This window comes from Pantoea sp. DY-15, from assembly GCF_019795935.1.
Classification (GTDB): Bacteria; Pseudomonadota; Gammaproteobacteria; order Enterobacterales; family Enterobacteriaceae; genus Pantoea; species Pantoea leporis.
The window spans coordinates 477,358-493,254 of sequence record NZ_JAIMIF010000001.1; the positions used below are offsets into that span (position 1 = coordinate 477,358).

Genomic DNA, 15,897 nt, shown 5'->3' on the forward strand with positions numbered 1-15,897 from the left:
CCATTTATGGCGACCTGGCCGACAATCAGCGGCGGGCATCCGGCCGCACCAAATCGAAACGCAGTTCTTCGCTGATGCCGTAATAGGCCGACGGGCCTCCGGCACGCAGGATCGGCTGCGCTTTGGCCGTTTGATAAATACCCTCTTCCAGCAGGGCTTCATCAATATGAATGGCGACCGCTTCGCCCAGCACCAGCCAGCTATCAATCGGCTGGCCCTGGGCATCCTGCAACTGAATCAACTGCGTCAACTTGCACTCAAAATTCACCGGGCTTTCCGCCACCATGCTGACATTGACGTGTGACGCTGCAAGCGGCGTTAATCCCGCCAGCGCAAACTCATCCTGTTCGGACGGCACCGATGCGGAGCTCTCATTCATCGCCTCGGCTAGCGGACGCGTGGCCAGATTCCAGACAAACTCTTTGGTCTCTGAGATATTTTGTACGCTGTCTTTCCAGCCGCTGCTGGCAAAACCAATAATCGGCGGATGATAGTTAAAGCAGTTAAAGAAGCTGTAGGGCGCTAAATTGCGAACCCCGCTGGCGCTTTGCGAGCTGACCCAGCCGATTGGTCTAGGGCCGACGATGGCGTTCAACGGATCGTGCGGCAAACCGTGTCCCGCGCGGGGCTGATAAGAGTAACGCTGACGAGTCATAACCATCCTTATAAGAGAACCTGAGTGTGGTGCACTAATCTCATCTAATACGGTGAATTCGATTAAGCGCATTGTGCGATGCCGCTAGCCAGAGTATCTTACGCCCGCGCTATTTTCCGGAGAAACTATGAACAAGCCAGCCGCCACGTCACCTTTCCATCCGCGTAACCGCCACCAGGGCCGTTATGATTTTGCTGCTCTGACCGCAGCCCATCCGCCGCTGGCGGTGAAAGTGCGTCCCAACGGCTACGGCGAGTTGTCGGTGGATTTCGCCGATCCTGAAGCGGTGATGCTGCTGAATCAGGCGCTGCTGAAGCTGTTCTACAACCTCAATTGGCAGCTACCTACAGGTTATCTGACGCCGCCGGTGCCGGGCCGTGCCGATTACGTGCATGCGCTGGCCGATCTGCTGGCGAGCGACAACGGCGGCGTGGTTCCACGCGATCTGGATGTAATGGACATCGGCTGCGGCGCGAACTGCATCTATCCGCTGATTGGCAACGCCGAATATGGCTGGCGCTTCACCGGCACCGATATCACCGCCGAAGCGATTACCGTGGCCGGGCAGATTGTGGCGAGTAATCCGGGCTTGCAGCGCGGCGTGCGTCTGCGTCGGCAAAAAGAGGCCTCGGCGATTTTCGCCGGCGTGGTGCATAAGAATGAACGCTATCATGCGGTGCTGTGCAATCCGCCTTTCCATTCATCTGCGGAAGAGGCGGCCAGCGTGGGTCAGCGCAAAACGCGCAACCTTGGCTTAGGCAAAAATGCGCCGCTTAATTTTGGTGGCCATCACAACGAATTGTGGTGTGACGGCGGAGAGCGCAAGTTCGTTGGTCAAATGATCGCTGAAAGCGTGACGCACTCAGACGCCATTATTTGGTTCACCTCGCTGGTCTCGCGCAAAGAGAATTTACCGGCGCTGCGCGACCAGCTGCGCGATCTTGATGCTTATGAAGTGCGCATCATCGAAATGGCGCAAGGTCAGAAGCAGAGCCGCTTTATCGCCTGGACGTTCCAGCCGCCGGCGACGCGCGCCAAACGGCTGAAACGCTAACCTCATTGCGTCGGCGGCAACGCCGGTAAGCTGGCAGCGGTGGTAATATCGCTGCCGGTTTGCATCACTGCTACCGTTTGATGCGGCGCTTTAATGCCGGCCGCATCAAAATGCTTCTTCACCTTATCATCCAGCGCAAAACGTACCGTCCACTGCTTCAGCGGCTGGGTGGTGAATGACACGCGCACGGTAAAGGATTGGTTGGTTAATCCCACTAATCCGGCAAAGCTCGGCTCGCCAATTACCATGCCGCGAATTTCCGGGTTCTCCAGCAGCTCTTTCACCGCGCCCTGCAGCGTTTGGTTAACGCGTTCGGTATCTTCACTGCGATCCACATCGTAGTTCGCCACGAACGAGCCGATGCCGCGCACAAAGTTGGCGAAGGTGGTGATCGATGACCACGGAATAATGTGATACGCGCCGGTATCCTGACGCACGCCCACCGAGCGAATCGACATGCGCTCCACCGTGCCAGTGATTGGGCCAATGGTGACTAAATCACCGGTGTTCATGCCGTTCTCAAACTGGATAAAGATGCCGGTGATGATGTCCTTCACCAGCGTTTGCGAACCGAATGATACCGCCAGACCGAGCGCACCGGCACCGGCTAGCAGCGGCGCAATATTCACGCCTACTTCCGACAGTAAAATCATAATGGTGATGGTGCTTATTACGACCGCCAGCGCGTTACGAAACAGCGTCAGCAGCGTGCGGGTGCGTGCGCTCGGCATGGGGCGGCCGTGCGAATCCGAGGCGAGGCGACTTTCGATCAGGCTTGCCAGCAGCGTCCAGCCGACTGCCGACAGCAGCACAATGATCACGATACGAATCAGCACATCCACCATTTTTTGGCCGGCGCCAAGTGTGAGCCAGTGCCAGAGATCAAACAGATTCCATGCGTTGAGTAGCAGCAACAGCGTGGCAAACACCGTGACCACGCGCGCCAGTTTCAGCAGCGCTTTCACCCAATCGTTCACGCGCTTTTGCAGCTCGGGATAGTTGCGGCGCATGTCGGGCGACAACGTGACGGTTTTGCCAATCCAGCGCGTCAGCATGCCGGAAATCAGCGCGGCGATAACCACGATCGCCAGGCTGCGCACCGTGGCGGACATCATAAACTTCAGGCTGTCGCCGGGATTGAAGATCGAGAACAGGAACAGCGCGATAAAGTAGGCGCTGGCCAGCCAGTGCCACACCATGCCAAAGGCGCGGATGAACAGCGCAAAGAAGCTCAAGCTGCGATCGGCAAGACGCGACAGTTCATGATGGATGTTGCTTTTGTTGCGGAAAATCAGCCACAGCGCCCAGCCGGTCATGATCCCCATAATCAGCATGTTGACCAGCGCCGCCACCTGAATATTCACCTGATTGGAGACAATCGGCACCACCACCAGTAAACCGTAACCGATGATGCCGCTTAGCCAGCTCAAACGTGTGTTCCAGTAGCTGGCGCGCGCATCGGTTAAGTGGAAGAAGCGCAGCGTAGGGAAACGCGGGCAGAATATCAGCCGCAGCACCGCTTTAAAGAACTCAATCAGCGCGAAGGCGTTAAGGAAAAGGCCTTGCTGATAGGCGATGGTGCGGTTGTTGTTGTGATAGTTGTCGCTGATGATCTGACCGACAAACAGCGTCAGCGCTAGCAGCACAATATCGAGCACAAAGGCCATCAAGATAGTGGCGGGCAAGTGCAGCCACTTGGTGCGCTCAAGGTTTTGATCGCGTCCCCAGCGGCCCATGCGGCGCCACACCGGCCACATCAGGCGGCGTGTCAGCCAGTAAAATGCAAACACCGCGGCGGAGAGCGCAGCAAAGTATTTCAGCGCGTTGAAAAAGGTTTGCTGGTTAAAGGATTTGTGTGGCGCATTGGTGATGTTGTCATGCAGTTGCACAAACTGTGCGGCCACCGCGCCGCCGTATTCACGCGTTACGCTGGTGACGCTCTCCAGTACCGTGAGATCGTCCTGATTGGCCTGCGGCGGCGCCAGCACCGGTTGGTCGCTGGTGGATTGGCTGTTGGCAGCCTGACGTAACTGATCGATCAGTTCCTGACGCGAGGCGTTGTTATCCAGAATATTCGCCAGCGCGGCATAGGCGGCTTTTTTCTCGTCCAGGCTGGGTTCGCCTTCGGCTTTGTTATCTGCTGATGGAGTTTGCGACTGCTGTGCTGCGACGGCCGCCTGCGGCAGATTAACGGCCTGCGCCGGGGGAATGAGAAACAGAGTGAACAAACTGAAGAGTAACCACACGGCTAAACGCCATGGTGGGCTGGCAGACGACATCGCTTTTCTCCTTTAGCTTCGCGCAGCGGCACAAGAGAGAAGTATAGTCAGTGATGGAAGGTTAAGATTCTGAAAGGAAAATTGTGTTGGATGCGGATAAGAAGAAGGTCGCCATGAATGGCGACCCTACGGATTAGGAAACGTGCTGCAGGAACTCGCGCAGACGATCGCTTGGCGGGTTGGTGATCAGATCGTCCGGGTTGCCATCTTCTGCAATGGTGCCTTTGTCGATAAAGATCAGGCGCGAAGCCACTTTCTGGGCGAAACCGACTTCATGCGTGACGATGACCATCGTCATGCCTTCTTCCGCCAAATCCTGCATCACTTTCAGTACTTCGTGACGCAGCTCGGGATCCAGCGCTGAGGTTGGCTCATCAAACAGCATCATCTTCGGCTTCACCGCCAGCGCACGGGCAATCGCCACACGCTGTTGCTGACCACCGGAAAGCTCAGACGGGAAGTGGTGCGCGCGCTCGGCGAGGCCAACTTTACCCAGCAGCTCACGCGCCAGCTTATGCGCTTCCTCTTTCTTCGTGCCACGGACGCGAATCGGGCCAAAGGCGACGTTATCCAGCGCGCTCATCTGTGGGAACAGATGGAACTGCTGGAACACCATGCCCGCTTCCTGACGAATCAGACGCTCGTCCACTTTCGGATCATTCACCTTCATGCCATCGACAACCAGCTCGCCGGTGGTGATCTCTTCCAGCTTGTTGATGCAGCGCAGCAGCGTGGATTTACCGGAACCGGAAGGCCCGATAATCACCACGACTTCACCTTGATTAATCTTCAGGTTGATGTTGTGCAGAACCTGAGTCTGGCCGAAATTCTTCGAGACGTTTTTAAATTCAATCACAGAATTTTCATCCTTTTCTCAATACGGCGCAGCACAAAGCTCAACACCAACGTAATAACCAAATAGATAATGGCAACGGCGCTCCAGATCTCCAGCGCGCGGAAGTTACCGGCAATGATCTCCTGACCCTGACGCGTCAGTTCGGCCACGCCAATCACGATAAACAGCGACGTATCTTTGATGCTGACAATCCACTGATTACCCAGCGGTGGCAGCATACGGCGCAGGGCCAGCGGCATGATCACATAACGCAGGGTCTCGCGGCGCGACAGACCCAGCGCCAGACCCGCTTCACGGAAGCCTTTATTAATCGACAGTACCGCACCGCGCGTGATTTCCGCGATATAAGCGCCGGAGTTGATCATGATGGTGACCACCGCCGCGCTGAACGGATCGATACGCAGATCCGGGAAAGCCATCGGCAGGGCGAAGTAGATAAACATCACCTGAACCACGATTGGCGTACCGCGAATCAGTTCGATGAAGACTAAGGCGATGTTGTTGGTGATCCAGCCGCCGTAGGCGCGGGCAAAACCGGCAACTAAACCGATAATTAAACCGCCGACCAGGCCGAGGACCGAGATCAGCAGGGTCATTTTGGCGCCTTCGATTAAAATCGGCAGGGCAGGCCAAATGACGCTCCAGTCAAACTCCATGGTGTGACTCCAAAATCTGTTGCGTGGAAATGTAAAAAGCAGGGAGTGTCAGGCTCCCTGCTGGAAAAATCGGCTCAGGCCGCAATTATTTTGGTTCAGTACCGAACCATTTTTTATAGATGGTGTTGTAAGTGCCGTTATCGCGCAGAGTTTTCAGGGCGCCGTTCACTTTTTCACGCAGGTCGTCGCTGCCTTTCGGGAACGCGATGCCATACTGCTGCGCTTCAATTGACTCGCCTACCGCTTTGAAGCGGCCTTTACCGGCGGTGTTGATAAAGTACAGGATGTTCGGCGTATCGTGCAGTACGGCGTCAGCACGGTTAGTGCCTAACTCCATGTACGCGTTGTCGATGTTAGGGAACTGGCGCAGGTCTTTCGATTTGATGTGCGCTTTGGCGTAATCCACCGAACCGGTGCCGCTCTTCACCGCCACCACTTTGCCGTTCAGATCGTCAATGCTCTTAACGTCTTTTTCATTCTCGCGCACCATCACCAGCAGGCCGCTTTTGTAGTAGCCGTCAGAGAACTCGATGGCTTTTTTACGTTCTTCGGTGATGGTGATACCCGCCAGCGCCAGGTCAATGTTTTTGGTTTGCAGCGCAGGAATAATGCCGCTGAAATCCATTGGCTTGAAGGCGTAATCGAGTTTCAGTTCTTTCGCGATGGCATCCCACAGATCGATGTCAAAACCGACGTATTTATCGCCTTGTTTGAACTCAAAGGGAACGAATGCGGTGTCGGTTGCGACGATCAGTTTTTTGTCTGCTGCGGTGGAGGAAAGCGAGAAGGCCAGCGCCAGCGCGGCCACGGAGACTTTAATCAATGACTTCATCATTTTTTTCCTTATTACCCCTCAGGCCTGGTGGCCCGATGTACGGCCTATCATATGAAAAAATTATGCCAACTTTTCATTTTGCTCGAAATCAGTAGTTTTAAGCACTTGCTGACACGATTTTGCGCAGAGGAAAAGTTTTGCACCGTATTGGTGCTTCATTTAGGTGCGTGGTGCTGTTGTGGTGCAGGCACAGTTTGCACCAAGGGCGGGGAGAGCGAAAGAAGGGATTAAGGAAATGTTAACAACGTCAAAAAAAGCACCACAATGTTACAGACGTAAAAAAAGGCGGGATAACCCGCCTTCGTTATAACACTGAAATTTATTCAATATTCGATTCGATAAACCATAGGAATTTATCCAGATCGCGCGATGCCGCAGTGAAGATGTCAGCGGTATCTTCATCGCTGACTTCAGTGATAGCTTTACGCGTGTCATTCGCCACAATCGCATAGCGATCGGCCAGCGCTTTCAGGTGATCCTGCACGCTATGAATGTTCAACGGATAGCTTTTCAGTGGTGTTTTATCGTTGACGATCTGAGTGGTACCCAGCGCCACGCCGCCTAACTGAACTACACGTTCAGCGATAGTGTCCTGATGATCGGTAATGGCGGTACGGAAACCATCCAGCATCTCATGTACGCCAATAAAGTTGGCGCCACGCATGTTCCAGTGCGCCTGCTTGGTGATCAGCGACAGGTCAATAAACTCCACTACCAGACGGTTGAGCACCTCGATGGTCGCTTTTTTATCGCTGTCAGCGACGTCATTACGGGTGTAAATCAGATCAGACGATTTAGTTTTAACCAGTTTTGCGGTACTCATCATTAATGTCCTCTTATTGATGGTTGTCCTAATCAAGCACGGAAATAAGTATAGCAGCAGTTTTTTAACTTGCAGGGTTGATTAAATCAATGACAGGAATAGATAAACCTTAATATTGCTCAGGGATTGTGCATCTTGATGATTATTTCATTTAAAACATATGCTTGTGAGGCATGTTAATTATTTATTAAACGTGTTGCAAAATAATAACGGAAAAATCTTAATACCGCGTTAAAAATGATAATGAGAATGCTTCTATATTTAGCCTGCCGCGCAGCAGGCTGAATTATTGAATATTTATTGCGGATGCGTAATGTCGACTTCGCTTATTTTTGCGCTTTTTTGTTTCATGGTGAGCGTTGAACCGGCCGAGGCGATGATGATCGCCAGCAGCGCAATCCACTGCTTCAGCGTCAATAGCTCGCCCAGGAATAACATGCCTGATAACGCCGCCATCGCCGGTTCCAGACTCATTAAGGTACCAAAAATGCGTGCCGGCAGTCGTGTCAGCGCCATCATCTCTAAAGAATAGGGAATGGCGCTGGAGAGCAGGGCGATCAGCAGCGCCAGCGGCAACACTTCCCAATGCCAGATGCCCGGCGCGGCAAAGGTCAGGCCGAGCGGCACAAAAATCACCGAGGCAATTAGCGAACCCATCGCCACCGTCGCCGGACCATGCTCCGCGCCGGCACGCTGTCCTGCAAGGATGTACACCGCCCAGCAGGCACCCGCGCCTACCGCCAGCAACGCACCGAGCGGATCGATATGACTCATCCCTTCACCGATGGGCAACAGGAACCACAAACCCGCCACCGCCAGCAACACCCAAAGAAAATCAAGCGGACGACGCGCGCCGATCAACGCCAAAGTCAGCGGACCCAAAAACTCCAATCCGACGGCAACGCCCAGCGGCACGGTGCGAATCGCTAAATAGAAGAGATAGTTCATGCAGCCCAGCGCTAAACCGTACATCAGCAGCGGTTTGCGCTGCTCGCGCGTGAAGCGCAAACGCCAGGGTTTAAAGATAATGCAGAGAATCAGGGTGCCAAGACCAAGACGCAGCGCGGTAATGCCGGTGGCGCCAACGGTGGAAAACATCGATTTTGCCAGTGAAGCGCCGCCCTGTAGTGAGAGCATGGCAATCAGCAGCACAGCAATAGGGAACAACACCGGGGCCATATTTTTGGTCGTCAGAGGGGCAGACATCCTGTAATCCATTCCTTTTATTTATTAACAGTAGAGCAACAAGCGCCCAGTGTAATGGAATCTCAGGCAAATAAGGAGACGCGAATCGGGGAAATAAAACGCGCTGACAGGTCAGAATTTGGCCATTTTTAGTGCCATTTCCGTAAAGAAACGTCAGGTTAGTTTAGGAATTTACTTAAAGGCATTTTTTGTGATCGAAATTTATGCTGCAGGAATATGATGCTTTTTATAAGTAAAATGAATGACATAGGAAACTTCATTAACTTTCTGTTACACCAAACAATCTGTTAGACAACAAAATGCGGGCAGAGTTTCTTGCTGTTTTTTGTTATATTTATAGCGTTGTCAGGAGAGAAGTATATTCACATTTGAGGTGGTTATGAAAAAAATTGCATGTCTTTCAGCATTGGCTTGTGTACTTGCAGTTTCTGCAGGTTCTGCCATGGCACAAAGCACCGTTACCGGTGGTTACGCTCAGAGCGATTATCAAGGCGTTGCTAACAAAGCAAACGGCTTCAACCTGAAATATCGTTACGAAGACGGTTCTAACCCACTGGGTTGGATCGGTTCTTTCACCTATACCGAGAAAGATCGTACTGATGCTGGCGTTTATAACAAAGGCCAGTACTACGGCATCACCGGTGGTCCAGCTTACCGTCTGAACGACTGGGCAAGCATCTACGGTGTTGTTGGTGTGGGCTACGGCAAATATCAGCAGAACGAAACCGCAGTACGTTCTAAATCTGATTCAAGCGACTACGGTTTCTCTTACGGTGCGGGTATGCAGTTCAACCCAATCGAGAACATCGCAGTTGACGTAGGCTACGAGCAGAGCCGTATCCGCAACGTCGACGTTGGCACCTGGATTGCTGGCGTAGGTTACAGCTTCTAAGTTCTTGCTTAGACCAGTTGCACAACAAACGGTCCTTCGGGGCCGTTTTTTATGGGCGCGATTAACGATTTACCTGCCGCCAGAAACACAAAGCCCGCTTCGTGAGCGGGCTTTATTGGAATTTGTATGCTTCGAAAATGTTAGCCGCGCCAGATAAGTTTTGGGCACGGACGTTCAACCAGTTGTTTGCCGGTGAGCTTTTCAATCAGCATCAAGCGCAGCGCAAAAGGCGAGCGGGTCAACAGGCACAGCAGCGATTTCAGCTCAAAAGCCGGTTTGCTCTGTTCAGCCTGGAAACATTTGCCACAGTCGAGGCAGTTTTTCATGGTAGTCATGTTCACCTCCCGAGTGAATGACGACATTTCTTTGTAGCCTTTATAAGCTATTCGCTTACATTATCAACAAAGATAGCACTGGCTATACTCTTTAGCCAACACTATTTAGGAAAAATTTGTGCTTATTTGTGCCTGGTTTACAATGGGCGCAGCCAGCCCGCACCGCAGGTAAAGTGCGGCAGATAATAAAGAGGAAGTTAGATGAGTCGTCGTGCAAAAATCGCCACCAACATGCCCCAGGGCCCGCTAAAAGAGATAGAGGAGCATGTCGAAGGATTTCGTCAGGTGCGCGAGGCGCATCGTCGTGAGCTGATCGATGACTACGTTGAATTAATCTCTGATTTGATTCGTGAATTTGGCGAAGCGCGTCAGGTGGATATGGCTGCACGTTTGGGGGTTTCCCAGCCGACAGTGGCGAAAATGTTAAAGCGTCTTGGCACCACCGGTTTGGTTGAGCAAGTGCCGTATCGCGGTGTATTCCTCACCGCCGAAGGCGAGAAGCTGGCTGAAGCGAGCCGCGTCCGCCATCATATTGTTGAAACTTTCCTGTTGGCGCTGGGCGTTAGCCCGGAAACCGCGCGCCGTGATTCAGAAGGCCTGGAGCATCACGTTAGTGATGAAACGCTGGCCGTGTTCCAGAAATTCTACGAGAATCGCTAACTACAAGGCCTTCCGCCATCATGCCCAATCTGCTTCGTTCCTTTATGCGCGATCGTATTTTGCATTTGTTGTTGCTGTTGGGTGTGATCATGTTGCCGCTGGCGAATTTCCGCTGGTCGCAACTGCCTTCCGCTGTGGACTGGCACACCATCATGACGCTCACCGGCTTACTGATGCTGACCAAAGGGCTGGAAAACAGCGGCTATTTTGATGTGCTCGGCGCACGTCTGATTCAGCGTTTCCAGCATGAACGCGCATTGGCGTTATTCATGGTGTGCGCCGCCGCGTTGCTCTCAACTTTTCTCACCAACGATGTTGCGCTGTTTATTCTGGTGCCGCTCACGCTGACGCTGCGTAAATTCTCGCGGCTGCCCATTTCGCGCCTGATCATTTTCGAAGCGTTGGCAGTGAACGCGGGTTCCTTACTGACGCCGGTTGGTAACCCGCAAAACATTCTGCTGTGGAGTCACGGCACGCTTAGCGTGCCCGGTTTCATTGCGCAGATGGCGCCGCTGGCGGCATTTTTACTGCTTTCGCTGATGGCGTTAACCTGGTGGAGTTTCCCGGCGCGCGCGATCCAAAAGCATGAGCAGAGTGAAACTCAGGCGTGGCGCAAACCGTTGTTCACGATTAGCGTGCTGCTGTATATCGTATTTATCGTCGCGCTCGAGCTAAAAATGACCGGCTGGGCGCTGCTGCTGGTGGCGGCCTGTTTCCTGATCATGGCGCGCAGCGTGTTGATCAGCATCGACTGGAGTTTGCTGCTGGTGTTCGTGGCGATGTTTATCGATGTCTTCCTGTTGATGCATTTGTCCTGGCTGCAGCCTCACTTTGCCGCTATCGGTCAGCTAGGCGAGGGCGGAATCTATTTGCTGGCGATTGGCTTGTCGCAATTCATTAGTAACGTTCCCGCCACCATTCTGCTTTTGCAGAAAGTGCCACCGTCGGAGGTGCTGGCGTGGGCGGTGAATATCGGCGGATTTGGCTTATTGCCGGGTTCGCTCGCCAACCTGATTGCCTTGCGGATGGCGCAGGACGCGCGCGTTTGGTGGCGTTTCCACTTGTTTTCCATCCCGATGCTGGCCTGGTCGATGTTAGGCGGATGGCTGCTGTTACACCTCATGCGTTAGCACCGTGCCAATGTCGGCTTGTGTAAAGTTGCATTGGCATTTGTCAATTTCCCATCTAAGGTTATGTTGACCGTTTTTGCCCGGGAATCGGGACAACTGCCTACGATGAAAAATTATGGAAAACCAGAATCAACCGTCTGAACGCGATCAGCAGGATCCGCAAAAAACCGCCAATACCCATCAAGATAACAACGAACCAGAACGTAAACGTCCCGGAAAGAAACCTCTGATTTTTCTCGCCATTGTGGTGGTGATTATGATCGTGGTGGGATTATGGTTTTGGCTCACCACGCGCAATATCGAAAGCACGGATGATGCCTTTACCGAAGGCAATGCGGTGACCATCGCGCCGAAAGCGGCCGGATATGTGGTCAAGCTGCTGGTACGCGATAACCAGCGCGTGAAGCAGGGCGATTTGCTGGTGGAGATCGATGCGCGCGACAGTGAAGCGCAGCGCGATCAGGCCAAAGCCCAGCTTGGTCTGGCCCAGGCGCAGCTGCATCAGGCGCAGGCGCAGTTAGCCTTGTCCCGCGTGCAGTATCCGGCACAGCGCGATCAAGCTCTCGCCGATCAGGCCAAAGCGCAGGCCAATTTGCTTAACGCCCAGGCCGATTATCGTCGCCAGCGCGGCGTTGATCCGCGTGCCACCTCACAGCGCAATATTGATACCGCCGCCGCGCAGCTGCGTTCGGCTGAAGCGCAACTGCAAAGCGCTAAGGCGCAGGTTGAAGTGGCTTCTCAGGTGAAGCTGCAAATCCGCCAGCAGGAAACCAATGTGGAAGCGCGTGAGCAGCAGGTCGAGCAGGCGCAGGCGCAGCTCAACACCGCCGAATTGAATCTCTCTTATACCCAGGTTCGTGCGCCTTACGATGGCTTCGTCACCAAGCGTAACGTGCAACTCGGCACGCTGGTGCAGGCTGGCAGCGCGCTGTTTTCGCTGGTTTCACCTGAAATCTGGATTAACGCCAACTTCAAAGAATCGCAGCTGGCGCGCATGAAGCCGGGTAATAAAGTGGAAATCAGCGTCGATGCCTGGCCGGATATGAAGCTGGAAGGGCATGTTGATAGCGTGCAGATGGGATCCGGTTCCCGCTTCTCCACCTTCCCGGCGGAAAACGCCACCGGCAACTACGTGAAAATCGTGCAGCGCGTGCCGGTGAAAATCGTCATCGATAAAGGATTGGATCCCAATCATCCGCTGCCGCTGGGCTTGTCGGTTGAGCCGAAGGTCACAGTGGAATGAGTGCGAGCGAAAGCTGGCGTCCGGCCAGCAATCCGTGGCTGGTCGCCATTACGGTGACGCTGGCGGTGTTTATGGAGATCCTCGACACCACCATCGTCAACGTCGCGCTGCCGCACATTGCCGGTTCGCTCTCCTCCAGCTACGACGAATCGACCTGGGTTTTAACCTCTTATCTGGTGGCGAATGGCATCGTGTTGCCCATTTCGGCGTTCTTCAGCCGCCTTTTTGGCCGCAAGCAGTTCTTCCTGATTTGCATCGTGATGTTCACCATCTGCTCCTTCCTGTGCGGCATCGCAACGGAGCTGTGGCAGATCATTCTGTTCCGCATCCTGCAGGGCTTTTTTGGCGGCGGATTGCAGCCGGTACAGCAATCGGTGCTGCTCGATTACTTCAAAGCGGAAGATCGCGGCAAAGCCTTTGGTCTATCGTCGATTGCGATTATCGTCGCGCCGGTGATTGGTCCGACGCTCGGCGGCTGGATCACCGACAACTACAGCTGGCGCTGGGTGTTCTTCATTAATATTCCAGTCGGTATTTTGACGGTAATGGCAATTTACCAGCTGCTGGAAGATCCGCCGTGGGAGCGCAAGTGGGATAAAGGCCGCCTGAAGATCGACTACATTGGCATCAGCCTGATCACGCTGGGACTTGGCTGTTTGCAGGTGTTCCTCGATCGTGGCGAAGATGAAGATTGGTTTGCCTCCCACTTCATTCGCCTGTTCGCCATGTTGGCGGTGATCGGCATTATCGGCGCCATTTATTGGCTGCTGTATGCACGCAAACCGGTGGTCGATCTTAGCGTTATGAAGGATCGTAACTTCTGGGTGGCGGGCTTACTGATGGCGGGCATGGCGATGATTTTGTACGGCAGTTCGGTGGTACTTCCCCAACTGGCACAACAGGATCTCGGTTACACCGCAACCTGGTCGGGGCTGGTGCTGTCGCCCGGCGCGATATTGATTGTGCTGACGATACCCATCGTGCTGAAGCTGATGCCGATTGTGCAAACGCGCTATATCATCGCGTTCGGCTTCACCTGCCTTGCCAGCGCCTTCTTCTATTCCACTCGGCTTACGCCCAACGTTGATTTCACCACGCTGGTGTTAATGCGCAGCGCGCAGTCGATCGGCCTTGGCTTCCTGTTTGTGCCGCTGACCACCATTGCGTTCATCACCGTGCCGCAGCGATTAAACGCCGATGCGTCGGCGCTGTTCACCATGTTCCGTAACGTCGCGGGTTCGATCGGAATTTCGCTGTCGACGGCGGGCATTACCGAACGCATGCAGACGCGATCGGCCAACATGGTGCACAACATGTCGCCGCTCAATGAGCCTTACAATCTCACGCTGCAGCATTGGGCTGATTCGATCCGTAATTTCACCACCGCAGTGGGCGATCCGCTGGTGCTGGCGAGCGGGCAGCTCTACCAGGAGATGATCGCGCAGGCCCGTATTCTGGCGTACATCGACGTATTTACGGGCCTGAGTATCGTGGCGTTGCTATTGATTCCATTTTGTTGGTTGCTTTCGCCGATCAAGAGCGAAGGCAGTGCAGGAGCACATTAAAATGAGTAAGTTTTCGCGCTCTACGCCGTCACTGACGTTGCTGGCGCTGTCACTGTTGCTGGCCGGATGCGCCGTAGGACCTGATTATCAGCCGCCGCAGGCGCACACGCCGGGCGGTTACCATGATTTGCCTTCACAGCAAGCGTCTAAGCCGCTGGCGGCAGCGACCAATCCGCTGTGGTGGAAAAGCTTTAACGATCCGCAGCTTGATAGCCTGATTGAGCGCGCTATTGCCGGCAACTTAACGCTGCAACAATCGGTGCTGCGTATTGCCGGGGCGCGTGAGCAGCTGGCGCAGGCGCGCGGTGGGTTATTCCCTTCGCTTAACGGCTCGGCAAAAGTGACCCGTCAGCAGCTCGGTTTAAAAGGCTTGCTGAAATCCAACGGCGTTTATGACCAGGTTGATAGCGATGTCGCCAGCCAGCTCAACGGTTTAGACCATTCCGTCACCCTGTATCAGGGCAGCTTTGACGCCAGCTGGGAGCTGGATCTATGGGGCAAAGTACGCCGCCAGATGGAAGCCGCGGATGCTCAGCAGCAGGCGGCCATTGAGCAACGCAACGATGCGCTGGTCTCGCTGGAAGCCGAAGTGGCGCGCGCCTATCTGCAACTGCGCGGTTCGCAGGCGGTGTTGGCCACCTTGCAGCAGCAAATTGAGGTCGCGCAGCAAACCTGGGAACTGACAAAGAGCCAGCAGCAAAACGGCTTAGCGCCGACCACGGATGTGGAAAATGCCCGCGCGCAATTAGCCTCGCTGAATGCGCAGCTGCCGCAATATCAGGCGCAGCAGTTGCAGGCAATGAACGGTTTGGCGGTGCTACTGGGTAAAACACCGGGCGCGCTGGATAACGAACTGATGAACAAAAAACCGCTGCCTGATTTGCCGAAATTGGTGCCGGTGGGCATTCCGTCGACGCTGGCGCGGCGACGTCCAGATATTCGTCAGGCTGAAGCCACGCTGCATGCGCAGACCGCGAATATTGGCGTATCCGTTGCCGAGCTGTTCCCCAGCTTGTCGCTCACCGGGCAACTGGGTGTGCGAAATACCGATGCCAGCTATCTGGATGACTGGAGCAGCCACTTCTTTAGCGTTGGTCCGTCGCTGTCGATTCCAATTTTTCAGGGCGGCCGTTTAGTCTCCAGCGTAAAATTGGCGCGCGCGCAGCAAGCCAGCGCGGCGCTTGATTATCGGCAAACGGTATTAACTGCGCTGCAGGATGTGGAGAACGCGTTGGTAAGCTATCGCGCCGATCAGCAGCAGGTTATAGCGCTGGATGAAACCACCGGCGCACTGCAACGCGCATTTGATTTGGCCAGCGACAGTTATCGTCAGGGTATTTCCACCTTCCTCGATGTATTAGATGCGCAGCGACAACTGGCGCAAGCTAAAGCGCAATCGACGCAGGCGCGCATGCAAAGTGCACTTGATTTAGTGGCGTTATATAAAGCGCTGGGCGGTGGCTGGGAACCTTATCAAAACGTCACTTTGCCAGACTATTCTGTGTTTGGTCCCGCAACGGAAGTGCATTAATTTCCCTTAGCAGCCGGTTAAACACCGGCTTTTTTTATCGGCATGATATGAAAAAATGAGATTCTTCTCTCATCCCGGGCAATATAATAATCCGTGATGAAAACAGGTTTTACGTTACACCATTAATCCTTGCTTACCATTATGCTCACTAATGCTGCAGCGCGTAATAGCCGCTAA

The 15,897-nt window shown here is 54.0% G+C and carries 15 protein-coding genes; 7 read left to right on the forward strand and 8 right to left on the reverse strand.

Going from position 1 to position 15,897, the window contains the following annotated elements:
* Positions 1 to 25: 25 nt before the first annotated feature.
* Entirely contained in the window at positions 26 to 655 is a 630-nt protein-coding gene (locus tag K5Y32_RS02340; protein WP_137385452.1) for a flavin reductase family protein, read from the reverse strand.
* 127 nt (positions 656 to 782) lie between these two features.
* Between K5Y32_RS02340 and rlmF the strand changes: the two genes are divergently transcribed.
* A complete protein-coding gene (gene rlmF / locus K5Y32_RS02345) occupies positions 783 to 1,709 on the forward strand; it encodes a 23S rRNA (adenine(1618)-N(6))-methyltransferase RlmF (RefSeq protein WP_210080601.1) in 927 nt (308 codons plus the stop codon).
* Between the two features lie 2 nt (positions 1,710 to 1,711).
* On the opposite strand, the gene ybiO is transcribed toward rlmF, so the two are convergent.
* The 6 genes from ybiO to rhtA all read right to left on the reverse strand — a co-directional run bounded on the left by ybiO (position 1,712) and on the right by rhtA (position 8,364).
* Entirely contained in the window at positions 1,712 to 3,988 is a 2,277-nt protein-coding gene (gene ybiO / locus K5Y32_RS02350; RefSeq protein WP_222181699.1) for a mechanosensitive channel protein, read from the reverse strand.
* Between the two features lie 133 nt (positions 3,989 to 4,121).
* A complete protein-coding gene (gene glnQ / locus K5Y32_RS02355) occupies positions 4,122 to 4,844 on the reverse strand; it encodes a glutamine ABC transporter ATP-binding protein GlnQ (protein WP_110865810.1) in 723 nt (240 codons plus the stop codon).
* Positions 4,841 to 5,500, reverse strand: a complete 660-nt coding sequence (gene glnP, locus K5Y32_RS02360) for a glutamine ABC transporter permease GlnP (RefSeq protein ID WP_007887744.1) — start codon at positions 5,498 to 5,500, stop codon at positions 4,841 to 4,843. Before glnP ends, glnQ begins: the two co-directional genes overlap by 4 nt.
* 85 nt (positions 5,501 to 5,585) lie before the next feature.
* Positions 5,586 to 6,332 (reverse strand): glutamine ABC transporter substrate-binding protein GlnH, encoded by a 747-nt coding sequence (glnH, locus tag K5Y32_RS02365; protein WP_036647919.1) that lies wholly within the window; start codon positions 6,330 to 6,332, stop codon positions 5,586 to 5,588.
* 322 nt (positions 6,333 to 6,654) lie between these two features.
* Positions 6,655 to 7,158 carry a DNA starvation/stationary phase protection protein Dps gene (gene dps / locus K5Y32_RS02370; protein ID WP_036620516.1) on the reverse strand — a complete coding sequence of 168 codons (504 nt, stop codon included), beginning with the start codon at positions 7,156 to 7,158 and terminating at the stop codon, positions 6,655 to 6,657.
* Positions 7,159 to 7,455: 297 nt separating this feature from the next.
* Entirely contained in the window at positions 7,456 to 8,364 is a 909-nt protein-coding gene (gene rhtA, locus K5Y32_RS02375) for a threonine/homoserine exporter RhtA (RefSeq protein ID WP_101761015.1), read from the reverse strand.
* A 379-nt stretch (positions 8,365 to 8,743) separates the two neighbouring features.
* Between rhtA and ompX the strand changes: the two genes are divergently transcribed.
* On the forward strand, positions 8,744 to 9,256 hold the full coding sequence (gene ompX / locus K5Y32_RS02380; protein WP_222181700.1) for an outer membrane protein OmpX: 513 nt from the start codon (positions 8,744 to 8,746) through the stop codon (positions 9,254 to 9,256).
* Positions 9,257 to 9,396: 140 nt separating this feature from the next.
* Here the strand turns inward: ompX and K5Y32_RS02385 are convergent, their stop codons facing one another.
* Positions 9,397 to 9,591 carry a hypothetical protein gene (locus K5Y32_RS02385; protein ID WP_101761013.1) on the reverse strand — a complete coding sequence of 65 codons (195 nt, stop codon included), beginning with the start codon at positions 9,589 to 9,591 and terminating at the stop codon, positions 9,397 to 9,399.
* 201 nt (positions 9,592 to 9,792) lie between these two features.
* On the opposite strand from K5Y32_RS02385, the gene mntR reads away from it, so the two are divergent.
* From mntR to K5Y32_RS02410, 5 genes are all read left to right on the forward strand, one after another.
* Positions 9,793 to 10,251 carry a manganese-binding transcriptional regulator MntR gene (mntR, locus tag K5Y32_RS02390; RefSeq protein ID WP_101761012.1) on the forward strand — a complete coding sequence of 153 codons (459 nt, stop codon included), beginning with the start codon at positions 9,793 to 9,795 and terminating at the stop codon, positions 10,249 to 10,251.
* Positions 10,252 to 10,271: 20 nt separating this feature from the next.
* Positions 10,272 to 11,381, forward strand: a complete 1,110-nt coding sequence (locus tag K5Y32_RS02395) for an SLC13 family permease (protein ID WP_137385455.1) — start codon at positions 10,272 to 10,274, stop codon at positions 11,379 to 11,381.
* A gap of 115 nt (positions 11,382 to 11,496) precedes the next feature.
* On the forward strand, positions 11,497 to 12,624 hold the full coding sequence (locus K5Y32_RS02400) for an HlyD family secretion protein (protein WP_176970930.1): 1,128 nt from the start codon (positions 11,497 to 11,499) through the stop codon (positions 12,622 to 12,624).
* Complete coding sequence (locus tag K5Y32_RS02405) at positions 12,621 to 14,189, forward strand: DHA2 family efflux MFS transporter permease subunit (RefSeq protein WP_101761009.1); 1,569 nt, start codon at positions 12,621 to 12,623, stop codon at positions 14,187 to 14,189. The genes K5Y32_RS02400 and K5Y32_RS02405 overlap by 4 nt, the downstream gene beginning before the upstream one ends.
* A gap of 1 nt (position 14,190) precedes the next feature.
* A complete protein-coding gene (locus tag K5Y32_RS02410) occupies positions 14,191 to 15,720 on the forward strand; it encodes an efflux transporter outer membrane subunit (protein WP_222181701.1) in 1,530 nt (509 codons plus the stop codon).
* The last annotated feature ends 177 nt before the right edge of the window (positions 15,721 to 15,897 follow it).